This is a genomic window from Nitrosomonas sp. Nm51 (genome assembly GCF_900111165.1).
Taxonomy (GTDB): Bacteria; Pseudomonadota; Gammaproteobacteria; order Burkholderiales; family Nitrosomonadaceae; genus Nitrosomonas.
The window spans coordinates 1-12814 of the sequence record NZ_FOGH01000007.1; the positions used below are offsets into that span (position 1 = coordinate 1).

Consider the following 12814-nt stretch of genomic DNA (forward strand, 5'->3'; position numbering starts at 1 on the left):
GCGCGGACGTTTTTGAGGCATATTCGTGTTTCCTCCAAGGCCGAATTGCGGGAACGGATACTTAAAGGAATCGAGGAAATTAATTCTACTCCTGTTGTTTACCGCTGGAAGAAATTCAATCTCGAAATCGTTTAATTTGTAAATAATTTAATGAATCGAAATACTAGCTTCTTGATCGGGTTGTCGATGCAGAATCGCCGCTAGTGGCTAAAGCACTCGAAAAACGACAGACCTACAAAGTCAGAAGCTTATCATCGAGGAAAAAATTAACAATTGCGGTCGTCCAATCAGACACTATGACGAAATGTATCGAACCTCGTTACAATTCCTTCAAGAACCCCATAAAATCTGGTCCTTAGGAAGATTTGAAGACAAGCGAGCGGTGCTAAAACTGACCTTTTCCGACCGTCTGATTTATGTCCGAAATCAAGGATATCGAACCCATGATTTATCATTGCCTTTCAAGATGTTAGGCAACGATTTTGACCGGAATATAAGAATGGCGTCCCCAAGGGGATTCGAACCCCTGTTACCGCCGTGAAAGGGCGATGTCCTAGGCCTCTAGACGATGGGGACCTAGTGAATATTAGCGCTAGCTTTTAAAGAAACTGGTGGAGATAAGCGGGATCGAACCGCTGACCTCTTGCATGCCATGCAAGCGCTCTCCCAGCTGAGCTATACCCCCTGATCAAAGGAACAAGGATTATACTGAGGCGCGCTATCAAAGTAAAGTCATTCCGAATCCAGAAACTTATCCATCTGGGCGGTCATGCGCGCGAGTGTTTCATCGCGCCCCAGCAGTTCAAGCACGGCGTCGATGGATGGTGTATGCACTTCTCCGGTAACCATCACGCGCAGCGGCATGGCGACTTTCGGAAACTTGACGCCTTGTGCTTTTACGGTGTCCTTGATTGCCTGATGAATTGATTCCCTGTCCCAGTTTTCCAGCTGAATCAGCTTCTTCAATAGATCCGACAATACCGTTCTGCTTTCCAGGGTGTAAAATTGCTGCCGCAATTCTTCGGCAGGTTCAAGTGGCCGGAAAAAGAACACGGCGGCGTCTGCCAGTTCTTCTACGGTGTTGACTCTTTCTTTCAGCAGATCAACCACTTTTGTCAAGTCCGGGCCTTGATCCAGATTGCAATCGTCTCTTGACAGAAAAGGTCTGGCCAGCTCGGTCAGACGGCTGTTGTCGGTTTTTTTCAAGTATTGCTGATTGAGCCAGTGCAGTTTTTCGGGGTTGAATTTGGCCGGGGAACGGTTGATTGATCCTAAATCAAACCATTCAACCAGCTGCTCCCGGTTGAAAATTTCTTCGTCGCCGTGAGACCATCCCAGCCTTGCCAGATAGTTGACCAAAGCTTCCGGCAAATAACCGTCTTCACGGTATTGCGTTACCGACACCGCACCGTGCCGCTTGGACAGCCGTTCGCCGTTTGCACCCAGTATCATGGGTACATGCGCGTAATCCGGTAACGGTGCGTTAAGCGCCTTCAGAATATTGATTTGCCGGGGTGTGTTATTGACATGGTCGTCACCCCGGATCACGTGCGTGATATTCATATCCAGATCGTCCAGTACCACGCTGAAATTATAGGTGGGAATGCCGTCGCTTCTGATCAGCACCAGATCGTCCAGTTCCTGATTGGCAACGGTGATTTTGCCTTTAATCAGGTCGCTAAACGTCACGTAACCCGACGGCGGGTTTTTAAAACGGATAACCGGCTTGATGTCTGCAGGCGGCGTTAGTTTGGAATCGCGCCAGCGTCCGTCGTATCTGGGTTTCAAACCGGCTGCAAGCTGCTGCTGGCGCATTGCTTCCAATTCTTCCTTGCTGGCATAACAATAATACGCCTGATCATTCTCCAGTAATTGCTGTGCAACCTCCTGATACCGTTGCAGACGTTCCATCTGATAAAACGGCCCTTCGTCATAGTCCAGGCCTAGCCAGTCCATGCCGTCGTGAATGGCTTGAATCGACGCCTTGGTTGAACGTTCAAGGTCGGTATCCTCTATGCGCAGCACAAACTGGCCGCCGTGTTTGCGTGCGTAAGCCCATGAAAACAGCGCAGTGCGCGCGCCACCGATATGAAGATAACCGGTCGGGCTGGGTGCGAATCGGGTTCGTACGGTCATAAGTCAATTAGCAATTCAGTAATAATGTGATAATGTGCCGCGATACTGTTATTTGTCTTGAGGTCATCCATAACGCATCTTGCAATCTGGATAGTACAGTTTCAGGCACCATTCGTTAGTAGTTATTTGATTCTCGGATTTTGTGTAATGACTGAAATACAGTCCTTTTTAATTATGATTAAATTATCGTTGATCTTTTTTTTCCGGCAACTGTTAATGCACGGTAACCGGAGAACATTGTGCATTCTTGTCGCGTTCAGCCTGTGCATTTTATCATCTGTTGGCAACACGCAATTGGAAGAAACCATCACCAGAATCAAACCCGCCATTGTCGGCATCGGAACGTATCAAAAAATGAATTCTCCCCCCATCACTTTTAGGGGTACAGGTTTTGTTGTTGGCGATGGCCTGCACGTTGTCACCAATGCGCATGTGATCCCCGAAGCGCTGGACTTGGAGAAAATGGAAAAACATGTTGTCATTACCGGACAGGACAATAAACCCGAGCTCCGGGATGCTGCCATTGTTTCCTTAGACAGAGCGCATGATATCGCTTTGCTGAAAATCAGCGGCGCTGCCATGCCTGTGATGCGGTTCGGCGAATCGGAGACCGTCAGAGAAGGAAAAAAAATGGCTTATACCGGTTTTCCAATAGGGATGGTGCTCGGTTTTTATCCTGTTACGCATCAGGCAATTATCTCCTCCATTACGCCAATTATCAGGCCTGCGCACAACACAGCACAGCTGGATGCAAAATTGATCAGACAACTGCAATCCCCTTTCCTGGTGTTTCAGCTCGACGGCGTTGCCTATCCGGGTAACAGCGGCAGTCCGTTGTACGATCCAGACACCGGATTGGTTTATGGCATTATCAATATGGTGTACGTCAAAGGCAGCAAAGAAGCTGCGTTATCCGCGCCCAGCGGGATCAGCTATGCAATACCCGGAAAATATATTGCGGATTTACTTAAACGGTCCAATGTTCCGGTTCAATAAAAGTCCGTACAATCGTTGATAATCCGGAGGAAGACAATATCGGCTAAACATCTGAATACCGAATGCTGTGCATGGCCTGCATAACTATGCGAGGCGCAGTCAACCAGGGGTGTCGTCAAAAAATGTCCATTGCTGTGAAAAAAGCGGATAATGTTTACACATAGAAGTTGACGCGGCACAGTGTGATTCACAAAATAGAAGGGATGCGAATATGACACTCTCCAGTATTCCTTGTAAACAGGGCCTATATGAGCCCGTTTTTGAACATGACGGCTGCGGTATTGGTTTTGTCGTCAATATCAAAGGTAAAGCGTCTCATCAAATCGTTGAGCAGGCATTGACGGTTTTGCAAAACCTTGATCATCGCGGCGCTTGTGGTTGTGAAGAAAATACCGGCGACGGGGCCGGTGTTCTGCTGCAGATTCCGCATGCACATCTGCAGCGGGCCTGCGAAGGACTCGGTTTTCAGCTGCCCGGACCGGGGCAGTACGGTGTCGGCATGGTTTTTTTGCCGCCTGACAGAGAGCAGCGCCACCACTGTGAAAAACGGCTGGAAGCTATCGTGCGCCAGCAAGGGCTGTTGCTACTCGGCTGGCGCAGCGTGCCCACCGACAACTTTCATCTGGGTGCTGCCGCCAGGTCATGCGAACCGTTCATACGCCAGATTTTCATAGGCCGGCATGCCGGACTGCAAGACGACCGGACGTTTGAACGCAGGCTTTACGTAATCCGCCGCCTGGCCGAGAACACAATCCGTTACGGGAATATTGACGGCGGACATTATTTTTACCTGCCTAGCCTGTCCAGCCGTACAATCGTCTATAAAGGCATGTTAACCCCGCGGCAGGTCGTCACTTTTTATCCTGATTTATCCGATGCCGCTGTCGAATCGGCGCTGGGCCTGGTGCATTCGCGCTTCAGCACCAATACATTTCCGAGCTGGGAGCGCGCACACCCGTACCGCAGCATGATTCATAACGGTGAATTTAACACGCTGCGCGGCAACGAAAACTGGATGCGCGCCCGCGAGGCCATGCTGAATTCCGAAATGTTCGGTAATGACCTGTCCAGACTGTTTCCGGTGATTCAGCAGGATGGCAGTGATTCGGCCAAGTTCGATAATTGTCTTGAGTTTCTTGTATTGAGCGGTTATGCCTTGCCGCACGCGATGATGATGATGATTCCGGAACCGTGGGAGAATCATCCCGGCATGCGTGCGGAAAAGCGCGCCTTTTATGCGTATCACAGCTGCCTGATGGAGCCATGGGACGGCCCGGCATCCATCGCCTTTACCGATGGAATCGGTGTGGGCGCCATGCTCGACCGCAACGGTCTGCGGCCGTCACGGTACTACGTTACTACTGACGACCTGGTCATTATGGCGTCCGAAGTGGGTGTGCTCGATGTGCCGCCGGAAAGGATTCTGGAAAAGCGGCGGCTGCAACCGGGCCGCATGTTCTGGGTCGATACGCAGGAGCAGCGGATTGTCAGCGACGACGAATTGAAACTGAAAATCGCCACGGCGCAACCCTACCGCAAATGGCTGGACGAGAATCTGCTGCATATCGACGATTTGCCAACTAATGCCGGACAAACGCTCCTGAACGATCATCGTGCGACGTTGCAGCGGCAACTGGCTTTTGGTTACAGTTTTGAAGATTTGCGCCTGATCATTGGCCCGATGGCAACAAACGGCGTTTCGCCTATTGGTTCAATGGGGACGGATACGCCGCTGGCCGTGCTGTCCGATCGACCCCAGCTGTTGTACAACTATTTTAAACAGCTTTTTGCCCAGGTCACCAACCCGCCTATCGATCCGATTCGTGAGGCATTGATTACCGCTACCACGCTTACCCTGGGTTGCGAAGGTGATTTACTGCGGCCGGGGGCGGAAAATTGCCGCAGGCTCAGGCTCCAGACGCCAATCCTGAAAAATGCGGATGTGGAAAAATTACGCCAGCTCAACCGGCCAGGAATGATCAGCGCAACCCTGCCAATCCGATTCAGGGCGGCCGGCGGCAAGGAGGCGCTAGAGCATGCCCTGGACACACTGTTTGACGCTGCAGACCGGGCTATTGCCGACGGCGCAACCATTCTGATTCTGTCAGACAGGCAAATTGACAGTGATTATGCACCGATCCCGGCTTTGCTGGCTTCCGCAGCGCTGCACCATCATTTGATCCGTGCGGGAGCGCGCACACGGGTCGGCCTGGTGCTTGAATCCGGCGAGCCGCGTGAAGTGCATCATTTCTGCCTGTTACTGGGCTATGGTGTACAGGCGATCAATCCCTACATGGCGTATGAATCCCTAAACGATATGATTCTAGAGGACATGCTGCCCGGCATTCAGTATCGCGAGGCGGTAAAACAATACAATCAGGCTGCAGTGAAAGGTATTGTAAAAGTGATGTCAAAAATGGGTATTTCGACTGTTCAGTCCTATTGCGGCGCACAGATTTTTGAGGCAGTCGGGCTGAACCGGGAATTCGTTGACCGGTATTTTACCTGGACAGTTTCGCGTGTTGGCGGTATCGGTCTGGCCGAAATTGCCCGGGAAGCGGTGCGACAGCATGCAAGAGCTTTTCCGAAACCGGCTGCAGACCGCTTTACGCTGGATGTTTACGGCCAGTACCAGTACCGCAAGGATGGTGAACTGCATCTGTTCAATCCCAAAACCATACACCTGCTGCAAAAAGCTTGCCGCAACGGTGATTATGCAACGTTCAAAGCATACAGCGCGCTTATCGATGATCAGTCGCAACGGCTGGCAACATTGCGCGGCCTGCTGGAACTAAAATATGCCGACAGTCCAATTCCAGTCGAAGCGGTGGAACCGGTGGAAAGTATTGTCAGGCGCTTTAAAAGCGGGGCGATGTCTTACGGCTCTATCAGTCAGGAAGCACATGAGGCGCTGGCCATTGCAATGAATCGCATCGGTGGCAAAAGCAATACCGGAGAAGGCGGAGAAGATCCGGCCCGTTATATTCCCGATGCGAACGGCGATTCACGTAACAGCGCCATTAAGCAGGTTGCTTCGGCGCGTTTCGGCGTTACCAGCTATTACCTGACCCAGGCTAAGGAATTGCAGATCAAGATGGCCCAGGGCGCCAAGCCCGGCGAAGGCGGCGAACTGCCGGGCCGCAAGGCGTATCCGTGGATTGCAAGGGTGCGGTACTCGACGCCGGGTGTCGGGTTGATCTCGCCGCCGCCGCATCATGATATCTATTCGATTGAAGATCTGGCGCAGCTGATTCACGACCTGAAAAACGCCAACCATCACGCCCGCATCAGCGTCAAGCTGGTATCGGAAGCAGGTGTCGGCACCATTGCCGCCGGCGTGGCCAAAGGGCATGCGGACGTGGTATTGATCAGCGGACATGACGGCGGCACCGGTGCTTCACCGCTGACCAGCATCAAACACGCCGGCTTGCCGTGGGAACTCGGGCTGGCGGAAACACATCAGACATTATTATTGAATAACCTGCGCAGCCGTATTGCGGTGGAAGCCGATGGTCAGTTAAAAACCGGGCGCGATGTGGTGATCGCCGCGTTACTGGGCGCTGAAGAATTCGGTTTTGCCACCACCGCTCTGGTCGCTATGGGATGTATTATGATGCGGGTCTGTCATCTGGATACTTGCCCGGTCGGCGTGGCAACGCAGAATCCTGCATTACGCAGGAATTTTACCGGCAGCCCGGATCATGCCGTCAATTTTATGCGTTTCATCGCCCAGGAAATGCGTGAATTAATGGCGCAAATGGGTTTTCGCACGGTCAATGAAATGATCGGCTGTACCGATCGACTGAAAGCCAGGCAGGCGATTGATCATTGGAAGGCTAAGGGGCTGGATCTTTCGCAGATACTGTATCAACCGCAGGTTGGGCCTGAGGTGGGGCGTTACTGCCAGATACCGCAGGACCATGGACTCGAAAACGCGCTCGATAATCTGGCGCTGCTGGATCTGGCTGAGCCGGCATTGGAACGATGTGAAAAGGTTAAGGCCGGTCTGGCCATCCGCAATACCAACCGTGTGGTCGGCACCATGCTGGGCAGCGAAATCACACGGCGATTTGGCCCGGACGGCTTGCCGGAAGACACGATCCATTTTCGTTTTCAAGGTTCCGCCGGCCAGAGTTTTGGCGCATTTATACCGCCGGGCCTGACGCTGGAGCTGGAAGGGGACGCCAACGACTATGTTGGCAAGGGGCTGTCCGGCGGCAAACTGATTCTGTACCCGCCGCAACAATCAACGTTTGTACCAGAGCAAAATATCATAGTCGGTAATGTGGCGTTTTACGGCGCTACGGGCGGAGAAGCCTACATTCGCGGTACGGCAGGCGAACGGTTTTGCGTACGCAACAGTGGCGCGCATGTCGTCATTGAAGGGGTCGGTGATCACGGTTGCGAATATATGACCAATGGCCGTGTGGTTGTGCTCGGTTCTACCGGGCGTAACTTCGCTGCTGGCATGTCGGGTGGAATCGCGTACGTTTATGACGAACACGATGCATTCTGCAGTCTGTGCAATCCCGAAACGGTTGCGCTGGAGGCGCTGGACGGCGAAGATATTGACACAGTCAAACGCATGATCGCTCAGCATGCCGCTGCGACCCGCAGTGAACACGCAGAAAAAATTCTGGCGGCGTGGAATGCCAAGGTGCACAAATTTATCAAGGTCATGCCGAAAGACTACCGGCGTATGCTGGACGCGATTGAACGCGCAGAAAATGAAGGAATGACTGGAGAAAAAGCGGTTATGGCGGCCTTTGAGGAGAACAGGAATGATCTGGCGCGTATCAGCGGAAATTAGCATGCGCCGAAACTACGCCAATGCTGCTCAACGGCAGGAGGTGACAGTAACATGGGCAAACCAACCGGATTTATAGAATATCAGCGCGAGCTGCCTGAAAGCCGCTCGCCACTGGAACGGGTGCGCGACTGGCGCGAATTTCATACACATCTTTCAGCGCAGAAACTCAAAACACAGGCCGGCCGCTGCATGGACTGCGGTGTGCCGTTTTGCCATACAGGCACCCTGATCAGCGGTATGGCTTCCGGCTGTCCGATCAACAATTTGATTCCGGAATGGAATGATCTGGTATATCGCGGCTTATGGAAACAGGCGCTGGAGCGCCTGCATAAAACAAATAATTTTCCTGAATTTACCGGCCGTGTGTGCCCAGCCCCCTGCGAGGGTTCATGTGTGCTGGGCATCATCGATCCGCCGGTTGCCATCAAAACTATCGAACAGGCGATTGCTGACAAAGGTTTTGAAGAAGGCTGGATAGTCCCGGAGCCCCCGCCGCAACGCAGCGGAAAGAAAGTGGCTGTTGTCGGCTCAGGCCCGGCAGGGCTGGCATGCGCTGCACAGTTGAACCGCGCCGGTCATCAGGTAACGGTTTATGAACGTGCCGACCGCGTCGGTGGATTGCTCATGTACGGTATTCCCAATATGAAACTCGACAAGGCGATTGTGCAAAGACGCGTCGATCTATTGGCCCGTGAAGGCGTGCTTTTTGTGACCAACACCGACATTGGCAAAGGACTTGCGGCTACCGCACTGCGGGAAAAATTTGATGCTGTCGTGCTTTGCTGTGGTGCGACCCGGCCGCGCGACCTGCCCATCGAAGGACGCAATCTCGAAGGCGTTCACTTCGCAATCGAATTTCTGCATGCCAATACCAGGCATTTGCTGGACAATAATTTCAGCAGCAATACGGTAATTTCGGCTAAAGACAAACATGTGATTGTTATCGGCGGCGGCGATACAGGCACCGACTGTGTTGGAACGGCGATGCGCCACCAATGTAAAAGCCTTGCCCAGTTTGAAATCATGGCGCGGCCGCCGGGTGCGCGGCAGCCAGATAATCCCTGGCCTGAATGGCCGAAGGTCTACAAGCTTGACTACGGGCAGGAAGAAGCTGCAGCCCGTTTTGGAGACGATCCGCGTGCGTATTTGATAATGACCGAGCAGTTTTCTGGAAATGACAATGGCCATGTCAGAGCCCTGCATACTGTCAATGTCGAATGGATTCAGGACGGGAATGGCCGTTTTTCGCCCAAAAAAATTCCGGGAAGCGATAGAGAATGGCCGGCCGATCTGGTGTTGTTAGCGATGGGGTTCCTTGGCCCGGAGGATGTCATTCTCGACCAGCTGGCTGTTGAGCGCGATGGGCGTTCTAACGCGAAAGCTGAGGAAGGAAAATATGCGACCAATATCGCCGGTGTTTTCGCTGCCGGTGATATGCGCCGGGGCCAGAGCCTGGTTGTCTGGGCGATTCATGAAGGACGTGGTGCGGCACGTGAATGCGACCGCTATCTGATGGGAACGACCGCACTGCCCTGAAATTGTTTGCCGGGTACCGCCATATTGAAAAAAAATCCGGAATCCCTATTTTCCAATAGAGAGTCTTAAAGATGCGTTTAATCAATGTGATTAAGAGGAGGATTTGACATGGATTTACATAAACTTTATCCCTGGAACTGGTTCAAGCATGAAGAACCTGAAGAAGCTAAACATGAGGCTATTCAGGTTAAACCGGACAACCAGTCATTATCGCCGGTTTCGCAAGTCAACAATCTGAATCAGCTGCACAGGGAAATTGATCGCTTGTTTGATGATGCCTTTCGTGGTTTTGGTTTGCCTGACCGTTCGCGATCAGAATTTCTGAACCGGCTTTTTTCAGATGATTTGACGCCGGCTTTCAGAGCCAGTATTAATATCGCCAGCGATGATAAGCAATATACCATTACGCTTGAAGCGCCCGGATTGTCGCAGGATGACCTGTCGATTGAATTAAAAGACCGGGTGTTGGTAATCAAAGGAACCAAACAGGACGAGCAGGAAGATAAAGACAGGCATTACTACCGCAAAGAATGCCGTTATGGTGCATTTGAGCGCGTGCTTGCGGTACCGGATGATGCGAATACCGACGGTATTCAGGCCAGCATGGATAAAGGGCTACTGACTATTAACGTCCCGCGCACGGAAACCGGCAAATCGGACGTTAAGAAAATTTCTATCAAAAGCGCATAGCACATGGCGACACCCCCTAAGCGATTGATTGAAAAATTACCGGCCAGCCATCGTACTTTGACAGGTGTCGATGGTTGGCCGGTTACAGAGGAATAATAAACTATTGACGCCTCAGATTTTGAGGCGGACGCACCAGTAATATTGATGCATCAACATGCGTGATAAGCTGTTCTGCAACAGAGCCTAAAAAGAATCGCTTCAGTCCCCTGCGATTGGCCGTTCCGACCACAACCAGATCGGCATCCCGGTCTGCAACCGCATCGGCAATGGTTTCAATAATGCCAATTAAGCCGAAACCGGATTTAGAGACCAGCAGCTGCGTTTTTACATTTGATATGGTGACAGCGGATCTGGCCTGATCAATAATATCCTGGCCCTTTTTTTTGTCGCCTTCCAGGTCGCCGCCCATGGTGAGGACGATTGCATGAACGATACATAGTTCCGCATTGTATGTTTTTGCTATATTCTCTGCTTCAACCAGAGCCTGTTGAGCGGTTTCGCTGCCATCAACTGCAACAACAATCTTGTTATACACGGAAAACTCCTTGGCCTGTTGCTCCATATAGGATGCAAGTTATGTGCTCATAATACTTAAAAAGCTGTGTGGTGTCATGTCTTAATGTTTCCATACACTGGTAAGCTCACTGGAACCGGCAATAACACATGACGGCACTCCTCGGCATAGCGAAAACCATGGCATAGATTGCCGAATCTGGCTTCTCGCCTGAAAATGAGTGTATTATTAGCAATGAACGCGTTGCGGCCTGGTGTTATCTTTTTTCATTGAATGGCGATATTTCACAGATAGATATGTATGTATGAGCAACAATGGGACAAGCATGGAATATATGCAATAGCGTGTGCGTACAAGACTAATTCCCTTAAGTGTAGAGCAGCACAGTGTCGTGTCAGTTAATACGAATGCTTTAGTATGTCTGGTCCAAAAACACAAATAATGCTGGTAGACGATCATGCCATGATGCGCCATGGCATCACATTGCTTGTCAACATGGAGCCCGATATGGAGGTGTGCGCTGAGGCTGGTGATGGTACCGAGGCCTTGACCCTGCTTAAAAAAAATGGACGAGTGGATATTGTTTTGCTTGATATAACACTCAAGACCGTTCCAGGTTTCGAGGTCATTAAGAGCATGCACCTTCTGCTGCCTGCATTACCTGTACTCTTTGTCTCCATGCATGATGAAGATGCGTATGCTGAACGGGCCTTACAGGTTGGCGGGCGCGGTTATGTTTCAAAACAGGAACCGGGTGCAGTGCTGATAACCGCGATACGTGAGGTGTTAAAAGGCAATATTTATCTGAGTAAAAAAATGCATGCCAAACTGCTGAGGAAAATTTCAGCCGGATATTCGGAACCCGAGCAGTTGATTAACACGCTAACCCTCAGTGAATTTGAAGTTTTTCATTTGATTGGAACTGGACATAGCAGCCAGGAAATCGCCAGATTACTCAACCGGAGTGTTAAGACAATTGAAACACATCGCTTTAATATTCGCACTAAATTGAATCTGAAAGATGGTGCTGATTTGATACGTTACGCGACGCAGTGGAATCTGGACGAACTCAGAAAATCAATGTCTTGACAATATAAGATGCCGTCATTGAATTCGGTGCATCTATCCGATATACGCATTTTTGTGTCAGAAAACTAAGTGCGTAATTGTCATCCCGTCAGCTTCTTTTGTTGTTCATCCGAAAAATCAAAGAATGTATTTTACTGCTGAAATAATCACGCCATTCTTTACTGTACAGCAGATAAAAACACCATACAATCGCGTACAATTGAATCACTTTATCATGCAAATTAAACGCACATAAAACAGCAATGTGATTTGACAAATTTCTGGATGCAGGGTTCGTTGTCCGGGTCAGGCATGCAGATTTCTGACGACTGAGTACTAAGCTTCGCCTCTAATATATAATAGATTGATAACGAATGATTAATATGCCAACTTCAAAAGCACAGGTTATGCTGGTGGATGGTCATGCTATGATGCGGCAAAGTATCGCGATACTTGTCAATCTTGAGTCAGATATGGAAGTATGCGCCGAAGCTAAAGATGGTCGTGAAGCGGTAGCAGCATTGAATCATAACAGTCATGTCGATATCGTGCTGTTAGCCGTAACATTCAGGACAATTTCTGGGTTTGAAATCATAAAGGATATACAGTCCCTGAATCCCGTGTTGCCCGTACTTTTTGTTTCCATGAACGACGAAGAAATTTATGCTGAACGGGCCTTGCAGGCAGGTGCCCGTGGTTATGTCATGAAGCAGGAATCCGGCGAGGTGCTGATCAGCGCCATTCGTGAAGTACTCGGTGGCAATATTTTTCTCAGCAAGAAGATGTACACCAAACTACTGAATAAAGTAACAATTAAACGTTATGATACAGAACAGCTGATCAATACGCTAACCCCGTGTGAATTTGAAGTAATGAATCTGATCGGGGAAGGGTGCAGCAGCCAGAAAATTGCCCAGCTGCTTGGCCGCAGCGTTAAAACAATCGAGACGCATCGTTTTAATATTCGAATTAAATTGAATTTAAAAGACAGAACCGACTTGATACGTTATGCCACGCGCTGGGTCAGCGGACAACAATAGAACCCTTAGCCTGTTTTCGGCTTG

At 50.5% G+C, this 12814-nt stretch carries 8 protein-coding genes, 2 tRNA genes and 1 pseudogene; 7 read left to right on the top strand and 4 right to left on the bottom strand.

Going from position 1 to position 12814, the window contains the following annotated elements; genetic code table 11:
- Nucleotides 1–135, top strand: a pseudogene (locus BMY60_RS16160) (IS630 family transposase); the annotation flags it as partial.
- A 365-nt stretch (nucleotides 136–500) separates the two neighbouring features.
- On the opposite strand, the gene BMY60_RS04220 reads toward BMY60_RS16160, so the two are convergent.
- The 3 genes from BMY60_RS04220 to gltX form a co-directional block, all read right to left on the bottom strand.
- Nucleotides 501–576: transfer RNA gene (locus BMY60_RS04220), tRNA-Glu, on the bottom strand.
- 33 nt (nucleotides 577–609) lie between these two features.
- A tRNA-Ala gene (locus BMY60_RS04225) sits at nucleotides 610–685 on the bottom strand.
- A gap of 47 nt (nucleotides 686–732) precedes the next feature.
- Complete coding sequence (gltX, locus tag BMY60_RS04230) at nucleotides 733–2136, bottom strand: glutamate--tRNA ligase (RefSeq protein WP_090331498.1); 1404 nt, start codon at nucleotides 2134–2136, stop codon at nucleotides 733–735.
- A gap of 147 nt (nucleotides 2137–2283) precedes the next feature.
- Between gltX and BMY60_RS04235 the strand changes: the two genes are divergently transcribed.
- From BMY60_RS04235 to BMY60_RS04250, 4 genes are all read left to right on the top strand, one after another.
- Nucleotides 2284–3132, top strand: a complete 849-nt coding sequence (locus BMY60_RS04235; RefSeq protein ID WP_256250681.1) for a S1 family peptidase — start codon at nucleotides 2284–2286, stop codon at nucleotides 3130–3132.
- A gap of 211 nt (nucleotides 3133–3343) precedes the next feature.
- A complete protein-coding gene (gene gltB / locus BMY60_RS04240; RefSeq protein ID WP_090331500.1) occupies nucleotides 3344–7942 on the top strand; it encodes a glutamate synthase large subunit in 4599 nt (1532 codons plus the stop codon).
- Between the two features lie 51 nt (nucleotides 7943–7993).
- A complete protein-coding gene (locus BMY60_RS04245; protein WP_090331503.1) occupies nucleotides 7994–9478 on the top strand; it encodes a glutamate synthase subunit beta in 1485 nt (494 codons plus the stop codon).
- A gap of 108 nt (nucleotides 9479–9586) precedes the next feature.
- On the top strand, nucleotides 9587–10168 hold the full coding sequence (locus BMY60_RS04250; protein WP_090331504.1) for an Hsp20/alpha crystallin family protein: 582 nt from the start codon (nucleotides 9587–9589) through the stop codon (nucleotides 10166–10168).
- 100 nt (nucleotides 10169–10268) lie between these two features.
- On the opposite strand, the gene BMY60_RS04255 is transcribed toward BMY60_RS04250, so the two are convergent.
- Complete coding sequence (locus BMY60_RS04255; RefSeq protein ID WP_177166576.1) at nucleotides 10269–10703, bottom strand: universal stress protein; 435 nt, start codon at nucleotides 10701–10703, stop codon at nucleotides 10269–10271.
- Between the two features lie 396 nt (nucleotides 10704–11099).
- Between BMY60_RS04255 and BMY60_RS04260 the strand changes: the two genes are divergently transcribed.
- Both BMY60_RS04260 and BMY60_RS04265 read left to right on the top strand, forming a co-directional pair.
- Complete coding sequence (locus tag BMY60_RS04260) at nucleotides 11100–11771, top strand: response regulator transcription factor (RefSeq protein ID WP_090331508.1); 672 nt, start codon at nucleotides 11100–11102, stop codon at nucleotides 11769–11771.
- A gap of 362 nt (nucleotides 11772–12133) precedes the next feature.
- Complete coding sequence (locus BMY60_RS04265) at nucleotides 12134–12790, top strand: response regulator transcription factor (protein WP_090331619.1); 657 nt, start codon at nucleotides 12134–12136, stop codon at nucleotides 12788–12790.
- The last annotated feature ends 24 nt before the right edge of the window (nucleotides 12791–12814 follow it).

Excerpts from the sequence above, each read along its gene's own strand:
- BMY60_RS04245 (WP_090331503.1), top strand. The coding sequence starts at position 7,994 with ATGGGCAAACCAACCGGATTTATAGAATATCAGCGCGAGCTGCCTGAA.
- gltX (WP_090331498.1), bottom strand. The coding sequence starts at position 2,136 with ATGACCGTACGAACCCGATTCGCACCCAGCCCGACCGGTTATCTTCAT.
- BMY60_RS04260 (WP_090331508.1), top strand. The coding sequence starts at position 11,100 with ATGTCTGGTCCAAAAACACAAATAATGCTGGTAGACGATCATGCCATG.
- gltB (WP_090331500.1), top strand. The coding sequence starts at position 3,344 with ATGACACTCTCCAGTATTCCTTGTAAACAGGGCCTATATGAGCCCGTT.
- BMY60_RS04265 (WP_090331619.1), top strand. The coding sequence starts at position 12,134 with ATGCCAACTTCAAAAGCACAGGTTATGCTGGTGGATGGTCATGCTATG.
- BMY60_RS04250 (WP_090331504.1), top strand. The coding sequence starts at position 9,587 with ATGGATTTACATAAACTTTATCCCTGGAACTGGTTCAAGCATGAAGAA.
- BMY60_RS04235 (WP_256250681.1), top strand. The coding sequence starts at position 2,284 with ATGACTGAAATACAGTCCTTTTTAATTATGATTAAATTATCGTTGATC.